Source organism: Amycolatopsis sp. cg5, from assembly GCF_041346955.1.
Taxonomy (GTDB): Bacteria; Actinomycetota; Actinomycetes; order Mycobacteriales; family Pseudonocardiaceae; genus Amycolatopsis.
This window is the reverse complement of the sequence record NZ_CP166849.1, coordinates 216,770-236,514: the sequence shown is the minus strand read 5'-3', so window position 1 is coordinate 236,514 and position 19,745 is coordinate 216,770. Positions and strand designations below refer to the sequence as shown.

At 68.3% G+C, this 19,745-nt stretch carries 23 protein-coding genes; 8 read left to right on the top strand and 15 right to left on the bottom strand.

The window, feature by feature from the left end:
- Entirely contained in the window at positions 1–1,011 is a 1,011-nt protein-coding gene (locus tag AB5J62_RS01245; RefSeq protein ID WP_370946248.1) for an NADP-dependent oxidoreductase, read from the bottom strand.
- Between the two features lie 78 nt (positions 1,012–1,089).
- Entirely contained in the window at positions 1,090–1,524 is a 435-nt protein-coding gene (locus AB5J62_RS01240; protein ID WP_370946247.1) for an SRPBCC family protein, read from the bottom strand.
- A 223-nt stretch (positions 1,525–1,747) separates the two neighbouring features.
- Between AB5J62_RS01240 and AB5J62_RS01235 the strand changes: the two genes are divergently transcribed.
- Entirely contained in the window at positions 1,748–2,248 is a 501-nt protein-coding gene (locus AB5J62_RS01235) for a GntR family transcriptional regulator (RefSeq protein WP_370946246.1), read from the top strand.
- A gap of 93 nt (positions 2,249–2,341) precedes the next feature.
- Here the strand turns inward: AB5J62_RS01235 and AB5J62_RS01230 are convergent, their stop codons facing one another.
- Positions 2,342–3,265 (bottom strand): ABC transporter substrate-binding protein, encoded by a 924-nt coding sequence (locus AB5J62_RS01230; RefSeq protein WP_370946245.1) that lies wholly within the window; start codon positions 3,263–3,265, stop codon positions 2,342–2,344.
- A gap of 136 nt (positions 3,266–3,401) precedes the next feature.
- On the opposite strand from AB5J62_RS01230, the gene AB5J62_RS01225 reads away from it, so the two are divergent.
- Both AB5J62_RS01225 and AB5J62_RS01220 read left to right on the top strand, forming a co-directional pair.
- On the top strand, positions 3,402–4,091 hold the full coding sequence (locus AB5J62_RS01225; RefSeq protein WP_370946244.1) for an ABC transporter permease: 690 nt from the start codon (positions 3,402–3,404) through the stop codon (positions 4,089–4,091).
- Complete coding sequence (locus tag AB5J62_RS01220) at positions 4,088–4,804, top strand: ABC transporter permease (RefSeq protein WP_370946243.1); 717 nt, start codon at positions 4,088–4,090, stop codon at positions 4,802–4,804. The genes AB5J62_RS01225 and AB5J62_RS01220 overlap by 4 nt, the downstream gene beginning before the upstream one ends.
- On the opposite strand, the gene AB5J62_RS01215 is transcribed toward AB5J62_RS01220, so the two are convergent.
- The 6 genes from AB5J62_RS01215 to AB5J62_RS01190 all read right to left on the bottom strand — a co-directional run bounded on the left by AB5J62_RS01215 (position 4,736) and on the right by AB5J62_RS01190 (position 9,056).
- Positions 4,736–6,100: an aromatic amino acid lyase gene (locus tag AB5J62_RS01215; RefSeq protein ID WP_370946242.1), complete on the bottom strand. Its 1,365-nt coding sequence runs from the start codon at positions 6,098–6,100 to the stop codon at positions 4,736–4,738. The genes AB5J62_RS01220 and AB5J62_RS01215 overlap by 69 nt on opposite strands.
- Positions 6,097–7,104, bottom strand: a complete 1,008-nt coding sequence (locus AB5J62_RS01210; RefSeq protein ID WP_370946241.1) for an ornithine cyclodeaminase family protein — start codon at positions 7,102–7,104, stop codon at positions 6,097–6,099. The genes AB5J62_RS01215 and AB5J62_RS01210 overlap by 4 nt, the downstream gene beginning before the upstream one ends.
- The gene (locus AB5J62_RS01205; protein ID WP_370946240.1) at positions 7,101–7,646 is read right to left on the bottom strand and encodes a YbaK/EbsC family protein; all 546 of its coding nucleotides are present in this window, start codon (positions 7,644–7,646) and stop codon (positions 7,101–7,103) included. The genes AB5J62_RS01210 and AB5J62_RS01205 overlap by 4 nt, the downstream gene beginning before the upstream one ends.
- Positions 7,643–7,936 (bottom strand): DUF2516 family protein, encoded by a 294-nt coding sequence (locus tag AB5J62_RS01200; RefSeq protein ID WP_370946239.1) that lies wholly within the window; start codon positions 7,934–7,936, stop codon positions 7,643–7,645. The genes AB5J62_RS01205 and AB5J62_RS01200 overlap by 4 nt, the downstream gene beginning before the upstream one ends.
- A gap of 102 nt (positions 7,937–8,038) precedes the next feature.
- Positions 8,039–8,680 carry a hypothetical protein gene (locus AB5J62_RS01195; RefSeq protein ID WP_370946238.1) on the bottom strand — a complete coding sequence of 214 codons (642 nt, stop codon included), beginning with the start codon at positions 8,678–8,680 and terminating at the stop codon, positions 8,039–8,041.
- On the bottom strand, positions 8,661–9,056 hold the full coding sequence (locus AB5J62_RS01190; protein WP_370950144.1) for a helix-turn-helix domain-containing protein: 396 nt from the start codon (positions 9,054–9,056) through the stop codon (positions 8,661–8,663). The genes AB5J62_RS01195 and AB5J62_RS01190 overlap by 20 nt, the downstream gene beginning before the upstream one ends.
- Positions 9,057–9,196: 140 nt before the next feature.
- On the opposite strand from AB5J62_RS01190, the gene AB5J62_RS01185 reads away from it, so the two are divergent.
- Positions 9,197–10,321, top strand: coding sequence for a methyltransferase domain-containing protein (locus AB5J62_RS01185; protein ID WP_370946237.1), 1,125 nt, complete (start codon positions 9,197–9,199; stop codon positions 10,319–10,321).
- 281 nt (positions 10,322–10,602) lie between these two features.
- On the opposite strand, the gene AB5J62_RS01180 is transcribed toward AB5J62_RS01185, so the two are convergent.
- The 3 genes from AB5J62_RS01180 to AB5J62_RS01170 are packed head-to-tail and all read right to left on the bottom strand — an operon-like array spanning position 10,603 to position 12,005.
- Positions 10,603–11,229: an AAA family ATPase gene (locus AB5J62_RS01180; protein ID WP_370946236.1), complete on the bottom strand. Its 627-nt coding sequence runs from the start codon at positions 11,227–11,229 to the stop codon at positions 10,603–10,605.
- Positions 11,230–11,233: 4 nt separating this feature from the next.
- Positions 11,234–11,611: a zf-TFIIB domain-containing protein gene (locus AB5J62_RS01175; RefSeq protein WP_370946235.1), complete on the bottom strand. Its 378-nt coding sequence runs from the start codon at positions 11,609–11,611 to the stop codon at positions 11,234–11,236.
- A 10-nt stretch (positions 11,612–11,621) separates the two neighbouring features.
- Positions 11,622–12,005: a VOC family protein gene (locus AB5J62_RS01170; RefSeq protein WP_370946234.1), complete on the bottom strand. Its 384-nt coding sequence runs from the start codon at positions 12,003–12,005 to the stop codon at positions 11,622–11,624.
- Positions 12,006–12,090: 85 nt separating this feature from the next.
- On the opposite strand from AB5J62_RS01170, the gene AB5J62_RS01165 reads away from it, so the two are divergent.
- Complete coding sequence (locus AB5J62_RS01165; RefSeq protein WP_370946233.1) at positions 12,091–12,570, top strand: CGNR zinc finger domain-containing protein; 480 nt, start codon at positions 12,091–12,093, stop codon at positions 12,568–12,570.
- A 92-nt stretch (positions 12,571–12,662) separates the two neighbouring features.
- Here the strand turns inward: AB5J62_RS01165 and AB5J62_RS01160 are convergent, their stop codons facing one another.
- Positions 12,663–13,991: a DUF445 domain-containing protein gene (locus AB5J62_RS01160; RefSeq protein WP_370946232.1), complete on the bottom strand. Its 1,329-nt coding sequence runs from the start codon at positions 13,989–13,991 to the stop codon at positions 12,663–12,665.
- 29 nt (positions 13,992–14,020) lie between these two features.
- On the opposite strand from AB5J62_RS01160, the gene AB5J62_RS01155 reads away from it, so the two are divergent.
- Positions 14,021–15,190, top strand: coding sequence for a pyridoxal phosphate-dependent aminotransferase (locus AB5J62_RS01155; RefSeq protein WP_370946231.1), 1,170 nt, complete (start codon positions 14,021–14,023; stop codon positions 15,188–15,190).
- On the opposite strand, the gene AB5J62_RS01150 is transcribed toward AB5J62_RS01155, so the two are convergent.
- Entirely contained in the window at positions 15,187–15,729 is a 543-nt protein-coding gene (locus AB5J62_RS01150; RefSeq protein WP_370946230.1) for an RNA polymerase sigma factor, read from the bottom strand. The genes AB5J62_RS01155 and AB5J62_RS01150 overlap by 4 nt on opposite strands.
- 376 nt (positions 15,730–16,105) lie before the next feature.
- Between AB5J62_RS01150 and AB5J62_RS01145 the strand changes: the two genes are divergently transcribed.
- Positions 16,106–17,065: a hypothetical protein gene (locus tag AB5J62_RS01145; protein WP_370946229.1), complete on the top strand. Its 960-nt coding sequence runs from the start codon at positions 16,106–16,108 to the stop codon at positions 17,063–17,065.
- A 424-nt stretch (positions 17,066–17,489) separates the two neighbouring features.
- The gene (locus AB5J62_RS01140; protein ID WP_370946228.1) at positions 17,490–18,053 is read left to right on the top strand and encodes a cadmium resistance transporter; all 564 of its coding nucleotides are present in this window, start codon (positions 17,490–17,492) and stop codon (positions 18,051–18,053) included.
- On the opposite strand, the gene AB5J62_RS01135 is transcribed toward AB5J62_RS01140, so the two are convergent.
- Positions 18,046–19,665, bottom strand: coding sequence for an integrase (locus tag AB5J62_RS01135; protein WP_370946227.1), 1,620 nt, complete (start codon positions 19,663–19,665; stop codon positions 18,046–18,048). The two genes, AB5J62_RS01140 and AB5J62_RS01135, sit on opposite strands and share 8 nt — an antisense overlap.
- Between the last annotated feature and the right edge of the window lie 80 nt (positions 19,666–19,745).

Genomic DNA, 19,745 nt, shown 5'->3' with positions numbered 1-19,745 from the left:
TCAGACGCGGACGAGCATCTTGCCGGTGTTAGCGCCTTCGAGCATGTCGATGAACGCCTGCGGCGCGTTCTCGATGCCGTCGACGAACGTCTCCGAGTGCTTGAGCTGACCGCTCGCGACCAGCGGCGCGACCTCGGCGACGAACTTCGACTGCAGGTCGTAGTGGTCGCCGACGAGGAACCCGGTCATGGTGAACCGCTTGGCGATGATCGACGCCAGGTTGCGCGGCGCCGGGGTCGGGTCGGTGGCGTTGTACTGCGAGATCATCCCGCAGACGGCGATCCGGCCGTTGAGGTTCATCGAGTCGATCGCGGCTTCGAGGTGCTCGCCGCCGACGTTGTCGAAGTAGACGTCGATGCCCTCGGGGGCCGCCTCGCGCAGCTGCTCGGCGACGGGGCCGTCCTTGTAGTTGAACGCGGCGTCGAAGCCGAGCTCCTCCACCAGCCACTTGACCTTCTCGGCCGAGCCCGCGGAGCCGATGACCCGCTTGGCGCCGTTCAGCTTCGCGAGCTGGCCGACGATGGAACCGACCGCGCCTGCCGCGCCGGACACGAAGACGGTGTCACCGGCCTTGAAGCCGGCGACCCGGAACAGGCCCGCGTACGCGGTCAGGCCGGTCATGCCCAGCACGCCCAGGTAGTTGGACAGCGGGGAGACCGCGCCGTCGACCTTGACCGCGGTCTTCGCGTCGATGACGGCGTGGGTGCGCCAGCCTTCGAAGTGCAGCACGTGGTCGCCTGCCTTGAAACCATCCACAGTGGACTCGACGACCTCGCCGACGGCGCCGCCCTGCATGGCGCGGCCGAGCTCGTACGGCGCGGAGTACGACTTGCGGTCGCTCATCCGGCCGCGCATGTACGGGTCGACGCTGATCACCGAGTTGCGCACCAGCAGCTGGCCTTCGCCCGGCGACGGGATCGCCGTGTCCGCGACGGTGAAATTCTCCAGCGTCGGCGCGCCGTGGGGACGCGAGGCGAGCTGAACTTCCGTGGCCTGAGTGGGTGCGTTCACCGGTGAACTCCAGTCTGAGTAGGTGTCTCTGGAAGGTGCCAACGCGCTAACCGGGGCGATCATTCCGTTTGTGATCGGCTACACAATCTCGGCGAGTTTTCCCAGCACGCTGTCGTAAATCCGCTTCAGTCCACCCGGTGCGAACGTCTTCTCGAAGAAGCCGCCGATGCCGCCAGCGCCGTCCCAGGTGGTCTCGATCCGGACCACGCTGTTCGCGCCCGCCTCGCGCACCGACCAGGTGGTGACCATCGACGAGTTCGCGTCGGTCTCGACGATCGTGCCCGGCGACGGCTCGGACACCGTCGCGTCGACCGAGCGCACCCGCTTCGAGGTGGCCTGCAGTTTCCAGCTCGCCTTGGTGCCCGCGCCGTGGCCGCCTTCGGTGACCGCGTAGTCGAGGTACTGCTCGGTGAGGATCTTGGGGCGCGCTTCGGCGTAGTCCGCCACCAGCGCCCGCACCTGCTCGACCGGCGCGTTGATCGTCCGCTCGGCGACGGCCGTGACCTTACCCATGAACGTTCCTTTCAATGGTGTGCCAGTTAGCGTCCACCCTGGCACCGCGGGGCGCACCTCGAACCGGCGGTAGGCACATCTCACATCCTGAGCGGCGAAAGTCCGCTGTTGACGCTCGTTTTCGCAGGTCAGAGCATCATCAAATGGCTCAGAAGTGGCGTAACCCGCCGTTAACAAGCGCCCACGATCCTCGCTGGACTCCCACCCACCACGGAGACCGGCCATGAAACGCACCCGATCGGACAGCGCGCGGCAACTCGCCGACGTGCTGCGGCGCCAGATACTCGCCGACGAGCCGTTGCCGTGCGAGCAGGATCTCTGCGCCGAGTACGCCGCCACCCGCAACACCGTCCGCGAGGCGCTCGACCTGCTGCGCGCGGACGGCCTGATCACGCGCCAGCCGGGGATCGGCACGGTCGTGGTGGGCCACAAGGTCCCGCACGGCCTGAACCGGCTGGGCGGGCTCGCCGAAATCCTGCGTGAGCACGGCGAGGTGACCAACGAGGTGCGCACGGCTGGCCCGGTGCCCGCTCTCGGCGGGCTCCCCACCCCATCGCCCGCTCTGCTCGCCGCACTCGCCGACGACCACGCCAACGTCCGCCGCGCCGCGGTCCAAGCACTGACCCCGTTCGCCACGACCCCGGAGATCGCGGCGCACCTGAGCACATTGGACACCGACTCCGACGCCGACGTCCGCGCCTACGCCCGCCTCGCACTGGGATAAAGCGGGCTTTACTCCCGGGGATAAAGCCCGCTAAATCCCCGGGAGTAAAGCGGGCTTTATCCCGGTCCTCAGGGATAAAGCCCGCGTGACCACCTAGATCAGGGCCTTGGACTTGAGCCAGTCCTTGGCGACGTCGGCGGCCTGCTCGCCGTCCGAGTCGACGCGCTTGTTGAGCGTGCGCAGCTCCTCGGTGGTGAGCTTCGCGCTGACCGCGTTGACGACCGTCGCGAAGTCGGCGCCGCGCTCGTCGATGACCTTCTTGGCCACCGCGGGCACGATGTTCTCGGTCGGCACGATGCCCAGGTCGTCCTGCAGCTCGGCGTACGCCGGGTCACCGACGAGCGGGTTGACCGAGTCGACCGTGATCACGGTGATCGAGCCGGACTTGAGCCCCTCGACGCGCGGGCCCGCTTCCTGCACGGCCTGGAAGGTCGCGTTGGTGAGCTTGTAGACGTCCTGCAAGCCCTTGAAGCACGGGATGCGCTGGGCGCACTCCGGTCCGCCGCCCATGACGACCTTGTCGAGCTTCTTAAGGTCGCTGAGCGTCTTAAGGCCCTTCTCCTTGGCCAAGTCGGCCTTGACGATGAAGGCGTTCTTGTTCTGCGCGGGCGCGAAGTTCAGCAGTCCCACGCCAGACGGCTCGAGCAGCTTCTTGAGCTGCTCGTGCTCGGCTTCCGGGGTCTTCTCGGGCACACCGGCGAAACCGGTCTGGATGGCCGCGCCCTGGTACTCCGGGATGAACTGCAGCGAGCCCTTCTTGAGCTCGGGGTAGATCAGCTCGCGCGAGCCGAGGTTGAGCTTGCGCTCCACCGGGTAGCCCTTCGACTCCAGCGCGTTCGCGTACAGCTCCGCGAGGATCTGGCTGTCGGTGAAGTTGAACGACGCCACCACGATGGGGGCGCCACCCTTGCTCTGCGCCGCGGGGGCCGGGTTGCTGTCACCGCCACCGCAGGCCGTCAAGCCGAGTACCGCCGCGGCGAACACCGCAGCGACGTTGATCGTTCGTGTCCAACGCACGTTGACTCTCCCATGACTTGTTTAGAGGCCCCCGGACATTAGCCCTGCGTAGCGACAGAATCCACATATTGGGACCGATAGGCGTACAGGTCTCATTGAGCGGAATTCCGGTACTCGAACGGGGTAAGGTCGGCCGGTGCACGAGTTCTTCGTGGCCCAGAGTGGCGAGCGGCCGATCTTCGAATGGCGGTGGGTCGACCGCAACGCCGATGCCATCGTGCAGCGGTTCACCGAGCACGTCACGCTCACCGCGGCCGCGCTCGGCATCGGGCTGCTGATCTCGATCGGCCTCGCCGTGATCTCGCTGCGGTACCGCTGGTTCTACACCTTCGCGCTCGGCGCGGCGGGCTCGCTGTACGTCATCCCCAGCCTCGGCGCGTTCGCCGTGCTGGTGCCGTTCTTCGGCTTCACCTTCACCACCGCGGTGATCCCGCTCGTCACGTACACGCTGCTGATCTTGCTGCGCAACATCGTCACCGGCATCGACCAGGTGCCGAACGAGGTCCGCGAAGCCGCGCTGGGCATGGGTTTCACCCGGGCGAGGCTGCTGTGGCAGGTCGAGTTCCCGCTCGCGCTCCCGGTGATCATCGCCGGGCTGCGGGTGGCGGCGGTGACCACGATCGGCCTGGTGACGGTCACCTCGATGCTCGGCAAGGGCGGCCTCGGCTTCTTCATCCGCGCCGGCATCCAGACGACCACGCCGAACCCGACGCCGATCATCGTCGGCATCGGGCTGTCCATCCTGCTCGCGGTGGGCGTCGACCTGCTGCTGTGGCTGAGCGAACGCGCGCTGGCGCCGTGGGCCAGGAAGGCGAACACCCGATGAACATCATCGACGAGACCGTGAAATGGCTCGGCGAACCGAACCGCTGGAGCTGGACGGACAAGGCGGGCATTCCGTACCGGACGGTCGAGCACCTCGAACTTTCGGTGCTGTCCCTGCTTTTGGCCGCGTTGCTGGCGATCCCCTCGGCGCTCTTCCTCGCGCACTACCGGCGCGGCGCGTTCCTCGCGGCCACCGCGGTCAACATCGGCCGCGCGATCCCGAGCTTCGGCCTGGTGGTGCTGTTCTGGTTCCTCGCGAGCCGGTGGGACGTCGACACGAGCGTCCTGCCGCTGCTGGTCGCGCTGCTCGTGCTGGCGCTGCCGCCGCTGTTCAGCAACACCTACGCGGGCGTGGTCCAGGTCGAGCCGGAAACCGTCGACGCCGCGCGCGGCACCGGTTTCCGTGAATGGCAGCTGATGTCGCGCGTCGAACTCCCACTCGCCTCGCCGGTGATTCTGGCGGGCGCGCGCGTCGCGTTCCTGCAAGTGGTGGCGACCGTGGCGATCGGCGCGATCGTCAACGACGGCGGCGGGCTCGGCCGGTACATTGTGGACGGTTTCGCGCTCGGCGCGTCCGGGCGCGGCGAGATCCTCGCGGGCGGTATCGCGGTGGTCATCCTCGCGTTGCTGTGCGAAGGCGCGTTCTCACTGCTCACCCGGTGGCTCGTGCCGCGCGGCCTGTCCATGCCGCGCAATCCGCACGCTCAGTCGTGAGACGTCGACGCCCAGCGGCCGGTCCTCGCTGACCGGCGGCACGATCTCGGCGACCCAGTCGTAGTGCTCGCGCAGACCGGGCGCGCTTTGGCCGCGCAGGTAATGCGCCTGCGAACCCGCGATCAGCTCGCAGGCCGTGATGGCCGTGAGGTGCTCGACGGCCGCGCGAAGCTGCTCGCCGGCCGCCCACGCAAACGCTTGCACATCCTCTTGACCTGCGGATGTGTCGATCGACCCCAAGGTCGCCGGAGTGGCCAGCCTGCGCAACGCGTGCAGCTCACCGACGGCCCGTTTGTGCAACGGCGTGAGCCCGGCCTGCGGCCCGGGATCGACGGCGAGCTGGGGAGACAGCCCGCTGAACGCCGGATCGAGCAGCCGGTGCATGCGCTGGACGCTGATCTCGCCGAGGTGCACGAGCGCGGCCGTGACCGCGTCCATTCGCAGGCCGAGGTCGACGGCGTGAAAGCCGGTCGTCGACACGAACTCGCCGTCGAGGAACACGGGTGAGTCGGACGGCCGGTCCAGCGACACGGCTTCGCGGAGGTCGTCGAGCACTCGATCGGCGTGCGCGAGCGCACGCGGCCCGACGCGCACGGAAATCGGCGCCTGCACCAGGTCACGCACCTCGCCGCCGTCGGCCAGCGCCGTCAGCGCGGCGAGGCGTTCGCGGAGGAACCCGTCATCGCCTGCCAGCTCGGGCGCGTAAATGCCGCGCGGCGCGCCGAGCACGTCGACGGCGACCGCCGCGGCCGTGAGCTGCAGGTCGACGATCCTGGCCGCCTCGTCGCCGCGCAGGATCGCGTGCGTGACGGCCAGCGGCGACCCCTGCAGAAGACTGATGCCTTCCTTCGGTCCCAGCTCGAAGTCCAGCTCGGCGAAAGCGTGCGCGAGCGGGATGATCTCCCCCGCGCTGCCGAGCCCGAAGCGCGGCACGTCCGGCGAATAGCCGCTGTTGAGGTGGCCCGCGAGCGCTTGGATCAGCTCGGCGCTGACCCCGGCGGACGGGGCGAGCAGGTCGCGCACGCGCACCGCGAGCAGCGCGCGGACGTCACGTTCCGGCAGCCACGGCGGACCGCCGACGGCGCGGCCGAGTAGCAGATTCCGCTGGTGGACGGCCTGTTGCGCGGCGGTCAGGCGCACGCCGGCGAGCCGTCCCATGCCGGTGTTGACGCCGTAGACCGGCCGATCGCCGTCCAACGCCTCGAGCACTCGCTCGCGGTTGGCCCTGACCTCGCTGAGGTCGCCCAGTACGAGGGGTGCACCGTCCGCGATCGACAGAATCACGTCCGGGGTCATCGGTATGGCAACATGGTTCCGGCGTCGGCGGCCTCGGCGCGCGCGAGGATCATGTGCGCCACCGCCAAGTCTGTTGTGGACAGTCCACGATGCCAGAACAGGATCCGCTCGGTGTCGTTCTCCCGGCCGAGCTTGTGTCCCGCGACGATGTCCCCGATCTCCGCGTGCACCCGCTGTTCGGTGAGCAAACCCGCGTTGAGCTGGGGCCGCAGCGCCCCGAACCGCGGGTCGCCCGACCGCGACTCGCGCCAGTTGTCGACGACGACCTTGTCCACGGCGTCGAGCAGGTCGAGCTCCAGCGCGCTGATCGTGCCGTACGGCACCAAGAAGGTCCCGGGTCGTAGGAATTCCTTGCGCACCAACGGTTCTGGCTCGATCAGGCGGGACGCCTCGACCATGATGTCCGCGCCGTCCAGCGTTTCCGCCGCGGTCGCGCAGACGCGCACGGGCTTGCCGAGGTACTCGGTCAGCTTCGCGCCGAACGCCTCACGCGACTCCGGCCGCTTGCTGGTCACCCTGATCTCGTCGAACCCGAAGATCGAGTCGAGCAGCACCACGTTCCACCAGGCCGTACCGCGCGCGCCGATGTGCCCGAGCACCCGGGAATCCGGGCGCGCCAGGTGCTTCGCGCCGACAGCCGTCATCGCGCCGGTGCGCGCGTCGGTGATCATCGTGCCGTCGACGATCGCGCGCGGCATGCCCGTCTCCGGGTCGAACAGCAGGATCAACGCCATCTCGCTGGGCAGCCCGCGCTCGAAGTTGGTGACGAAGTCGCCGACCACCTTGACCCCGCTGACCTGCTTCGCCGACAGATGCCCGCGCAGGATGTTGAAGTGCCCCTTGCCGCCGTTGTCCGGCACGAGGTGGGTGCGCGGCTCGAAGACGACCCGGTCGTTGCCGTGGTCGGCGAGCACGTCCTCGACCGCGTCGACGATGTCGGCGCCGGTCACGCCGAGTGCGTCGATGTCGGCGCCGGAGAGATAGCGCAGCCAGACCTGCGTCACAAAGCCAGGCCCTCGATGACCTCGGCGCCGGGCAGCGCGGCCAGCACGTGGCCTGGCACGAGCAGCTTGCTGCCGCGGATCCCGCTGCCGATGACCAGCTCGGGCGCGTCGGCGACGGCCTTGTCGATCAGGATCGGCCAGGCTTCGGGCAGCCCGACCGGCGTGATGCCGCCGTAGGCCATGCCGGTGAGCTCGACGGCTTCGGCCATCGGAGCGAACGAGGCCTTGCGCACGTCGAGACGGCGCTTGATGACGCCGTTGACGTCGGCGCGGGTAGTCGCCAGAACCAGCGCGGCCGCGAAACGCACCTCGCCGGCGCGCTTGCCCGCGATGACGACGCAGTTCGCCGACGCCGACAACGGCGTCGAGTACGCCTCGCAGAACGCGGCGGTGTCGGCCAGCTCGGGATCGATTTCCGCGACGCCGAGCGCGTCGGGGTCCGGCAGCGCGGCGAGTGCCTTCGCGACCGGGTCGGCCAAGAGTTCAGTGCGCTTCGAGGCGGGCTCGACGGTCAGCGTGCCCGCGATGGTCCAGGTGCTCACCAGTTACGACCGCCGCGCTGCACCTCGATCAGCTTCGGCCGGACGTCCACCAGGTAGACGAGCACCGCGACCAGGCCGGCCAGCCAGAACATCATGCCGGGGCCGAAGAAGCGGAACAGCGCCATCGCGGCGGTGCCGGCGCCGGTGATCCCCATCCAGACCGGCTTCGTCTTGCGATCCGCGGCCGAATAAGCGTCCGCACGCTGCAAAAGGGCGTGCACGAACGCGAACAGGCCGGCGGCTGCACCGGCCCACGAGATGACGTCCGTGATCCAAAAGGCGACAAGCACGACTTCAGAGTACGTGATTGCCGCGAACCGGACCGCGCACCGGGACCGGAGACGACGAACGCCCCGGCGCCTGGGAGGGCGCCGGGGCGATCAACCGGAGATTTACTTCTCGTCCTTCGCGACGGCCGGCTTCTTGGCGGCGGTCGCGGGGGTGGTGGTGCGGCGGGTGGTGCTGGCCGAACGCGGAGCGGTCTTCGCGGTCGACTTCGCCGGGCCGGTGGTGGCGGCCTCTTCGGTCTTGGTCTCGGTGGCCGGGGCCGCCTCGACGGTCTTCTCGTCACGGGGGCGGCCGGTCACCTTGGCGATGACGTCCTCGACGCGCTCACGGGCCTCGGAGGTGACGTCCTCGACGCGACCCTGCGCGGTCTGGAGGGCCTCCTCGAGCTGCTCGATGGCCTTCTTGACCTGGGGCTGCTCGACGAGCTTGTCCCACGCCTGCTCACCGGACTCGGCCAGCTTGTTGTACAGCTTCAGCGCGGCCTCGGTGTACTCGTCGATGACCTTGCGGAGCTCGGCCGGGCTGACCTTCTCGCGCAGCTGCTGAACGTCGGTGGGCAGCTCTTCGATGTTCTTCTTGACGGTCTCGCGGTTCTCGGCGGCCTTCTCCTTGGCCTTGCCGACGGCGTCGACGACGGCCTTGCTGGCGAGGTTGCCTGCGCCGAGCGCGGCCAGCAGCGAGGTGCGGAACTGGTCGACGGCGGTGTTGACGGCCTTGCGAACGTCTTCAGTCTTGGGGGTGGTCATGGTTTTCACTCCTCGTTTGCGGGTCTTTGGATGCTGCGTTTTCACGGCGGAACGACTCGTAGATGTCAAGCAGAACCTGCTTCTGCCGCTCGGAAAGCTCCTCGGCGGCGCGGATCGCGTCACCGACGGGGCCACCGGTGGGCAGATCCAAGATCCCGGCCTGCACATAGAGTGCTTCGGCTGAAATCCGCAGGCCCTTGGCGATCTGCTGCAAGATCTCGGCGCTGGGCTTGCGTACACCGCGCTCGATCTGACTCAAGTACGGGTTGGACACGCCGGCGAGTTTTGACAGCTGCCGCAACGAAATCTTCGCGTTGCTGCGCTGTTGCTTGATGTACTCGCCGATGTCACGACCGATGTCGGCGACCTTCTCCATGGGCCCGTGAGCCTCATTCTGTTCCGCCATCTTCGCCTCATCTCCTCGCGACAAGAACAACGCTACGCCCGAGTGCTAGCTATTGCAAGCAGGCTGCTTGCACAACCGCTGTGTCTTGCGCCACGCCGTAACCTGGGCTTATGTCCGATGCCGCAAGACTGAGGCGCAAGCTCGTACGGCGGCTCCGCGAGGACGGCGCGCTCACCGACCCGCGCTGGACGGCCGCCTTCCGCACCGTGCCCCGGCACCTCTTCCTCCCCCGTTTCTTTGTGCTGCAAGGGGAAACCTGGGACGCGATGGCCTCGGACGACCCCGGCTGGCTCACCCGCTGCTACGCCGACGAAGTGCTCGTCACCCAGCTCGACGACGACTCTTCCTTGTGGCACAAGGCCCGCGAGTCCGGACCGGTGCCCGGCGTGCCGACCTGCTCGTCCAGCATGCCCGGCATCATGGCGATCATGCTCGAGGCGCTACAAGCCTCGTACGGAGACCGCGTGCTCGAAGTCGGCACCGGCACCGGCTACAACGCGGCTTTGCTGAGCCACGTGCTCGGCTCGGCCTCAGTGTCCACAATGGACGTCGACGAGGGCCTGGTCTCCTCGGCTTCGGAACACTTGACCGCCGCCGGCTACCAACCCGCCTGCGCCCGCGGCGACGGATGGCAAGGATTCCCTGCGCGCGCACCGTTCGACCGCGTGCTGTGCACCTGCGCGGTCTCGTCGATCCCGCCGGCGTGGCTGGAACAGACGGTCCCGGGCGGCCTGATCGTGACGACACTGCACCGCCCACTGGGCGCCGGTCTCGTCCGCATCGTCGCGGGCCCGGGCGCGACGGGCGAAGGCCGCGTCCTCGCCCGCGACGGCCGCTTCATGCCACTGCGCGCCCACCGCGGCGCCCGGCCCTCGCTGCTGTTGGACGCCATCTCCGAGCCCGGTGTCTTCTCTCCGACCTCGCTGCCGCTTTTTGCGGTGACGCGGCCATCGAGTCCGTTCGAGTTCTTCGCGGGCCTGGCCTTACCCGGCGTCCTGCCCTACGCGGACTTCCTGCTCCACCCGGACGGCTCCTGGGCGCGCCACCACGGCGACACCGTCGAGCAGGCGGGCCCACGCCGTCTCTGGGACGAGGTCCTCACCGCCCACGCGGCCTGGACCGACCTCGGCGAACCCCGCCGCTCCCGCTTCGGCCTGACCGTCACCGCCGACACCCAAGACTTCTGGCTCGACTCACCCGACAGCCCCCACCACTGGCCGCTCGGCCCCAGCTAAAAAAATCCCAATGCGTCCTTCGGTCCCTGGTAGGTGCCGAAAGACGCATTGGGGACCTGCCACGGACCGAAGGACGCATTGGGGACCTGGCGCGGACCAAAGGACGCTTTCGGGACCTGGCGCGACCCGAACGACGCATTCGGGAGGTGGGAGGGACCGAGCGACGCATTCGGGAGGTGGGAGGGACCGAGCGACGCATTGGGGAGGTGGGGCTAGCCCGAAAGCCACTTTCGTCAGATGCGACCTGCCGGAAGTGGCTTTCGGGCTACTCAGAGCGCAGGTCAGGGGAGGCGCTTGCGGATCCAGGCCTCGGCGTGGTCGACCGAGTCGTCGAGGCTGGCGTTGGTGGTGTTGAAGAGGTCCATCGGCGGGGTGGCGCGGGCGCCTTCGCGGTGGATCCAGTCGTTGAACTCGAGCATCTCGTCGATGCGGACTTCGTCGTTCCAGCCGCGCCAAGCCGGACGCGAGCGCAGGCGGGTGCGCAGGGCGTCGGGGTCGCTGATCAGGGCCAGGTAGTGGATGTCGGAGAAGAACACCCGCTCGGGCCGTGACTCGAGTTCGGCGGGCAGGACGGTTCCGCACAGGACGACGGGGCGGCCGCTCTGGTGGATCATCGCGGCCATCCGGAGCCAGACCGAGCGGAAGCGGGGGTGGCCGTCGACGTCGTTGCGGAGCCCGCCGACCCACAGCACGTCCTGTTCGAGCAGGACGACCTCGTCGGACAGACGAGCCGCCAGCCGGGGGCCGACGGTGGACTTGCCCGCGCCGCTCGGGCCGGTGAGTGCGAACAGCGGCAGCCGCCGGAACGGCCAGCGGTGATCGCAGACCGCGCAGAGCAGTTCCGCGCCATCGGCGACCGGGTACTCGGCCCGGTCGCCGCAGGCGGGACAGATTTTGAGATCGAGCACGTGTCTAGTCGAACAGATCCTCGAGGAAGCTCTTGCGGCGCTTGGGTGCGCCGTGCCCGCCCCGGTAACCCTTGGGCGAGTCGGGGTAGCCATGGCCGCCTCGGTAGCCCTTCGGCGAGTCCGGGTAGCCGTGCCCGCCGCGGTAACCCTTGGGCGAATCCGAGTAGTAGCCGCCCGGCTGCTGCTGGTAGTGCTGGGTGGGCGGCGGCTGATACGCCGGGGGCGGCGGGACCTGGTTGCCGTAGTACGAGGCCTCCGCGCCGGCGATCTGCTCAAGCTCACCGCGGTCGAGGAAGATGCCGCGGCATCCTTCGCACTGCTCGATGGCGACACCGTTCTTGGACACGGTGCGCATGACGTTTTGACACTTCGGACAAATCACACATCACAGGCTACGCATATTCGACGCCGCATGCGCAGAGACAGAAGGGATGTCCCGCGGGATCGGCGTAGACGCGGAACGTCTTCGGCTTGTCGTCGAGCAGCTTGGCGCCGAGCGTGAGCACGCGCTCGTGCGCGGCCTCCATGTCCGTGACGTCGAGGTCGAGGTGCGCTTGCTGCGGTTTGTCCTGCGACGGCCACTCGGGGGCGCGGTAGTCGTCGACCCGCTGGAACTCCAGCCGCATGCCGCCTGCCGGGTTGGCCAGTGTCACCCAGTGACCGTCCGCGGCGGCCTTGGGCGATGGCCAGTCGAGCAGTTCTCGGTAGAACTCGGCGAGCGCCGCCGGGTCGGGACAGTCGTAGACGTAGCCGCCGAATGTGGGGACCGCGGACATCGAAATCTCCTCCTCGTAACCGGTCAACTCAGTATGGGAGTTAGCTCGACGGGACGCAACCGGTGTCCGGCTTACACTGGTTTCCATGAACGACGACGCTTCACTCGTGGTCGAGTTCCTCAACACGGTGAACGTCGAGGAGAACACCGACGAGCTGGCCACGGCGGCCACCTGGCACGCCTGGGCGGCCAAGCGCGAACTGCACCCCGGGCCGCTCGCCGAGGCACGCGAAGCCCGCCATGCGCTGCGCGCGGCCGTGGGCGATCCGCGACTGAGCCCGCGTGAACTCCGCGTGCCGCTGCATGCCGAACTCGGTCCGGCGGGCCCGCGCCTCACGGCCGAGGACGTCGTCGCCGCCGTGCTCGCCGCAGCCACCCGGCTGGCCGTGCTCGGCGAGTGGGAACGCGTCAAGATCTGCCCGGCCGACGACTGCCTCTGGGCCTTCTTCGACAACTCACGCAATCGCTCGCGCACCTGGTGCTCGATGCGCGTCTGCGGCAACCGTGAGAAGGCGCGCGCCTGGCGTGCCCGAGGCGGCGAACCACAACCTGTGGACAGTCACTAGGCCATCACGGTCAAATGCTGTGGACAACCCTAGGGATAACTCAACTTCCTGTGGACAACTCCGCAGCGCGGCCAAACCGTGTGCTATAGGGCTCAGAACAGCAGGTGGGCCACCGAATAGATGGCCAACCCGGCCAGCGCGCCGACCACCGTGCCGTTGATCCGGATGAACTGGAGGTCGCGGCCGACCTGAAGTTCGATCTTCCGCGACGTCTCTTCGGCGTCCCAGCGCTCCACGGTGTCGGTGATGATCGTCGTGATCTCACGCGAGTAGTGCGTGACCAGATAGGCCGCCGCGCCTTCCAGCCAGCCGTCCACCTTGGTCCGCATGGCGTCGTCGTCGATGAGCCGCTGCCCGACCGAGCGCAGGCCCTCGCGCATGCGTTTGCGCAGCTCGCTCGACGGGTCCTCGGCCGCGGCCAGCAGCATCTCCTTCATCGACGCCCACGCGGTGCCGATCAGCTTCTGCACCTCGCCGTGCTGGATGACCTGCGACTTCACCTGCTCGGCGCGCGCCATCACGTCCGGGTCGGTCTGCAGGTCCTGCGCGAACTCGAAGAGGAACTTGTCCAGCGTGAGCCGCATCGGGTGGTTGACGTCGGTCTTCACCGCCCAGGCGAACGACAGGACCTCGCCGTAGACCTTGTCGGCGAGCATCTCGTCGACGAACTTGGGCGACCACGTCGGCGCGCGGTCGGAGACGACCCGCAGCATCGTCGAGTGGTTGTCGCGGACCCATTCGTAGGCGCGGTCGCACATCAGGTCGACGAGCTTGTGGTGGGAACCGTCCTCGAAGATCCCGGCGAGCACCTTGCCCAGCGGCGGGCCCCACGGCGGCCCGACGACGCGGCGCACGATCGTCTGCTCCAAGATCGCCTGGACGTCCTCGTCGCGCAGCACCTTCACGGCCGCGCGCATGGCGTTCGCGATCTCGTGCGACGCGCGCTCGGCGTTGTCCGGCTGCGCGAGCCATTCGCCGAGCCGCCGCGAGATGCCGATCCGGCGCAGCTTGTCGCGCACCACGGACTCGGACAGGAAGTTCGCGCCGACGAAGTCGCCGAGACTGTTCCCCAGCACGTCTTTCTTGTGCGGGATGATCGCGGTGTGCGGGATCTTGATGCCGAGCGGGTGGCGGAACAACGCCGTCACGGCGAACCAGTCGGCCAGCGCGCCGACCATGCCCGCTTCGGCGGCCGCGCGCACGTACTCGACCCAGTTCGGCCAGCCTTGGGCAAGCCCCCAGCTGGTCACCAGGAAGATCACCGACGCGCCGACGAGGAACGACAGCGCGACGAGTTTCATCTTGCGCAGCGCGCGCCGTTTCTCCTCTTCGGCGGCACTCCCGCCGGGAGGATCAGCCAAGCGCGTGGTGCCGCCCGTGAGCTGCGCGGGCTCGGCCTTACCGTTGGTCAGTTGCTCCACGCCGCCATTGTCCGTGAGGATTGCCGATCGTGCGCGAACCTGCTCTAGTACCCCGTCTCCAGCCGTTCACTTCGACGATCTTCGCGGAGATGACCGCGCTGGCCGTCCAGCACGACGCCGTCAACCTCGGCCAGGGCTTCCCGGACACCGACGGCCCGGAAAAGATGCTCAAGGCAGCCCAAAAGGCGCTGTTCGGCGGCGCGAACCAGTACCCGCCCGGCCCCGGCCGCCAGGAGCTGCGCGAGGCCATCGCCCAGCACCGCGCCGGCCGATACGGGATCGAGTACGACCCCAACGGCGAGATCCTCGTCACCGCGGGCGCCACCGAGGCGATCGCGGCGACGCTGATCGCGCTGACCGAGACCGGCGACGAGGTCATCGTCATCGAGCCGTACTACGACTCGTACACCGCCGCGGTCGCCATGGCGGGCGCGACGCGTCGCGTGGTCTCGCTCGCGGAGAGCGCCGACGGCCGCTTCGCGCTGGACCTCGACGCCGTCCGCGCGGCCATCACGCCGTCGACGCGCGCGATACTCGTCAACTCGCCGCACAACCCGACCGGCACCGTGTTCACGAAGCAGGAGCTGGAAGGTCTCGCGAAGCTCTGCGTCGAGCACGATCTGATCGCCATCACCGACGAGGTCTACGAGCACCTGACCTTCGACGAGGCCGAGCACTTCCCGCTCGCCGGGTTCCCCGGGATGCGCGACCGCACGGTCTCGATCTCCAGCGCCGGCAAGTCGTTCAACTGCACCGGCTGGAAGATCGGCTGGCTCTGCTCATCGCCGGAGCTGGTCGCGGCGGTCAAGGCGGCGAAGCAGTTCATCACCTTCGTTTCCGGCGGCCCGCTGCAGCCGGCCGTGGCGTACGCGCTCGGCGAGGAGCTGGACTGGGTCGAGATCCTGCGCGGCAGCCTGATGGCCAAGCGCGACCGGCTTTCCGCCGGGCTCGCCGAGGCCGGTTTCGCGGTGCGGAAGACCGAAGGCACGTACTTCGTCTGCGCGGACGTCCGGCCGCTCGGTTTCACCGACGCGGCGGAGCTGGCGTACCAGCTGCCCGAGCGCGTCGGGGTCGCGGCGGTCCCCGTAAAGGTGTTCACGGATCACCCGGACGAGTGGAAACACCTGTTGCGTTTCGCCTTCTGCAAAGAGGACTCGGTGCTCGACGAAGCGATCGAGCGGCTGCACAAACTCGACTAATCGAAACCTTCCGTGACTAAGAGGTGACGGAGACGATCCAGGCATCGGCGTCGGAGCGGGCCGACGCTGCCTGGACGTATTCCCAGCTCGGCGGCTATTTCATGCTGGGTGAGCTCGGGATAGTGGGCCAGCAGCCACATCAGTGCCCGCGAGCGGCGCGGCAGGCTGGCGACGGCTTTCCACAGCATTTTGTCACGCTCAGTGAGCAGAACCAGCTGCTCGGCGGACGCGGCCGCGTGCTCGGCCCGACACGCCAGTGGGACGTCCGACCGGCGCTTCATCACCCGACGGTGGGCGCACCGCCTGGCGGCCGTCGCCAGCCATCCCGGCAGCCGCTCGGGATGGTCGAGCGAACACTGTTTACCGACGAGCGACAGCCACGCGTCCTGACAGACATCCCGCACGTCGGCGTCACACAAAGTGGACGCGTGCGCGGCGTTACGAACGACTACGGAGAGACTTCGGACCAACGCGTCCCACGCCGTTTGGTCTCCAGCCGACGCCAAACGGACCAACCGGCCAAGATCTCGATTCAGCATGCGAAAACCGCCCTCCGCCGTCCGGAAGGACCAGCCGCTCTGGCCACTTTCCGCGACTGAGACGGCACGCACGGGCGCGAAGATCCGCGAAAACTCAGGTCAGGTGGCATTTGAGTAATTACCCTCAGGCACGAATGGCCGCAGTCCCGACCACCGGGGCCAACCCAGAGTGATCAACTTCTCGCCCTGCGCCACCGGAGCCGGTACGTCCGTTCCGCCTTACGGGGTGGATCGAACGCGATCGAGGTGAAACACTCGCCTGCGATGCTAGAAAGAGTGCAGCCCCGGGGGAACTGCGACCTGGCCAGATGAGACCCCAGCAAGATCGACTCAGGCGACCAGCCTGAGTCCCCAGGCCCGGACGGTGGTGGTGGCGGTGAGTGACACGAAATCCGTGTACCGCTCCGGCCGCATGCTGCCCTCGATCCTGATGGCAGGCGGCTTGACCGCCGCCGCCTGGCTGCTCGGCGCGGTGCTCAGCACCTCGGCCTCCGCCGAAGAAGCGCCCGACACCACCAGCTCGGCCTCGGCGACGGTCGAGTCCACCACCCCGCACGCCGAGGTGGCCAAGGTCCCGACGGCCAAGCCGGCGGCACTGTCCAAAGAAGAACCGGCTCCCGCCGAGACGTTCTCGGTGCAGAGCAAGACTCCCGAGCCGACTCCGCGCAAGAAGTCGCCCGCCGCTCAGCACAGCGGTGGCGGCGGCTTGCTCGGCGGCCTGCTGGGCACCGTGCTCAACGTCGTCACCAACACCGTCAGCACGGTGACCAACGTCGTCGACGACGTGCTGACCCCCGGCCCGCAGGTCGACCCGGACTGCCCGGAGCCGCTGCCGCTGAACGGCGTCGGCAAGGCCATCCTCCCGATCTTCGGCAACGACCAGCCGACGCACAGCGGCAGCAGCGCGACCGCCTCGGTCACCGCCACCCGCCCGGCGGCCGACCAGGCGGCCACGGCCGCGACCGCGCCGGAAAACCCGCCTGCCGCCCCGGAAACGCCCACCGCGGCCCGGGTGTCCACAGTGGTCAACCAGACGGCGCACCTCGCCCAAACGCGTCAGCCTGCCGAGAAGACGGCCAAGAGCGACCAGCAGGCAGGCGTCAAAGCGGGCGGTTCGAGCGGCGGCGGCCAGCTCCCGACCGCGCCCAGCGCTCCGCTGACCCCGACCGGAACCGTCACCGCGGGCCATGACTCCGGTGGCGGCGCCCGCCACCAGCTGGCCGTGCTGACCTCCGACACGAACACCACTCAGCTTCGGCTGATCGGCACCAGCCTCGACCACGAGGTCGACGGTGCGGGCAGAGACGCAGCTCTGCCGACCACGTCACCTGACTGACGCCAGCCCCCTTTCCAGGGAGAGCCGCGTCCAAAACAAGATCAACTTCGCCGCTTTCCCGTATGTCTGAACGTTTCCCATGCGTTTGACAGGGGCTTCTCCATGCGTGCACACACCAGACTTCCCGATCGGCCGACCGCGCCTGGCCGCTTCGGGCACTGGTCCTGGCACCGCGATGCCCCCGCGGTGCCAGGACCACCATCGGGTGCGCTTCGGATGTTCGTACTCACCGCGCCGAGCACGAACTCCACCCCGATCCGCACCTGAGCGTCGGCAGCTGCCGGGCATATCGAGGGGCTTTGCCTGGCAGACCGCCGTCGCGCGGCCGGTGCGCTGGATGATTCGACGCCGTAGTACCTCCCTGGAGCTGCGGACCTTCATCCGGCGCACCGGCCGTTTTTTCTTGCCCCGTAAAGTCGCGCCCGTGAACCTGGGGTTGATCGCGCAGGCCGTCGGCATGTTCGCGGTGACCAACATCGACGACATCGTCCTGCTGGCCCTCTTCTTCAGCGGCGCCTCCCGGCCTTGGCCCGTGGTCGTCGGCCAATACCTCGGTTTCGCCGGCATCCTCGCCCTGTCGATCATCGGCGCGCTCGGCGCGGGACTTCTGCCCCCGGCCGTGCTGCCGTATCTGGGCTTGTTGCCGCTGCTGCTCGGCTTGCGCGCGGGCTGGAAGGCCTGGCGTGACCGCGACGAACCTGAGGCGTCTGTCAGCGGGCCGTCTCTGCTCACGGTCGCCGCGGTGACCTTCGCGAACGGCGGGGACAACATCGGGGTCTACGTGCCGGTGTTCGCCACGGCCGGGCGCGCCGGGCTGGTGGTGTTTTCGGTCGTTTTCCTGGTGCTGGTGGGCGTTTGGTGCGCGCTCGGCCGGTTCTTCGCGACCCGGCCGGCGGTCGCGCGTGGGCTGTCGCGGTGGGGGCATGTCGTGCTGCCGGTGGTGTTGATCGCGATCGGCGTGCTGATCCTGGTCGAAGGACTCACGTGAGCAGGCTGGTCGGTTCGGGCCCGAGCGGATCTCCGACGAGCGCGAGCGAGTTTTCGGCGCGGGCGGCCAGATCCAGCGGCGCCAAGCCGTCAATCAACTGAGAATGCACCAGCCGGTCCAGTCCGGCGCCGATCAGCGGCGCCGACGTCCGCAACGTGGGTTCGAGTGCGATCGCGGCGGTGCTGCCGCCGTGCACGACGATGTTGCGCTGCCGGTACAGCCGCCGGAAGACACCACGAAGGGTGGTGCGAACCTCGCCGAGCTGCCGATGCGGATCACGAAGCACCTCGCGCATCCGCTTCGCCGCGGCCACTTCATTCGGCGAATTCAGTGCCAAGGGAATGTCGGCGAGCAGCGCCTCGGCGATCACCTTGACCCGGTCGGCTTGGCAGGCGCACTCCCCGAGCCGATCCGTGAGCTCGTCCGGCTCAGTGGGTTTGTGGCGATGCGAGAGCGTGGTGAGTTCGGCTCGTGGCCACGAGCAGGCGACGATGGCCGCCAGCCGATCGGCGACGACCGCTCGCCCTTCCTCGACGTCCGATTGGTCTCCCGGATGGAACAGCAGTGATTCGATCGCGGCCCACCCGCCTGCGGCCGCGGTGGCCGCCGAGCCGGTGTTGAGCGGCGCCGCCAGTTCCAACGCTTCGTCGAGCCGATCGCTTTGCCTGATGGAATACATGCTCTTCTCGTTGACGAGCGACAGCACGCTGACGCCGCGATCCACCGAGCCGAGTGGCAGCGAACCCTGATGTCCGTCGATCCAAACGCGACCGACCGGTGTCAGACGCTTCCGGCCGCTGCGCGCGTACGAGCGCCTGCCGTCCAAACGACGAACCAGTGCGCCTGCCGCCCTGGCCGCCGCCGGTGCGTCCTTGACCGTGAACTGATAGACGAAGGCACCGTTGTGCCTTGGCGGATCAGGGATTCCGCGCTCGGTGAACCAGCATGCGGCGCGTTGGGGCGAGAGCCATTCAGGCAAATGCGAGGCCAGGCCTTGATAACCGGGCAAAGCGAGGAACGGCACGAGAACCTCGAAGGTCTTGTCCTGCTGCTCGGCGAATCCACAGGCTGCCTCCAGCAGATCGCCCAAGGTCGTGCCGGAACACGTACCCAGTTCGCGGGCCCATCTGTTGAGCCGTCCCGGACTGTGCCCGCTGTCGAGCAGATAAGTCGCCACAGCTCTGGCAAGGCGCTCTGGTGAGGGCGGGCAAGCGGAATCGACACTCGACGCCCATCTCGACAGATAACCCCGTCTGATCGCGGGCAGCAGCTGGACCAGACGGCGCCGGTCGCGCCCATCCGGCGGCAGCTTCGACCGCAACAGGCCAGTGAGTTCCTTACGCAGCTTGGTATCGCCGAGTCCACGGTCGGGACCAAGCCGCCGCTCCAGATCGTGGAGGTACCAAGACACCGATGCCTGCGAAAGCACCTTCATCCGAAGCCAATCACCGCACTCGGCTGCTTCTTCGAGCGCGAGCACACTGCCGACTTCCCAAAGCCCGCGTGGCCACGGAGTGGTGCTCTGAAAGAAATCGAGCAATCTGGCCAGCACATGTCCCGCATACGGGTCGGTGGCCAGGGTCGCCGACAACGGAGATGAAGTTTCCGGCACGGGCTGCTATCCTCTTAGTGCGCTAGTCGCGAAGTCTTGGGGAGGGGAGCCGCCTACGGGCCGCTACCCCTCCCTATTTT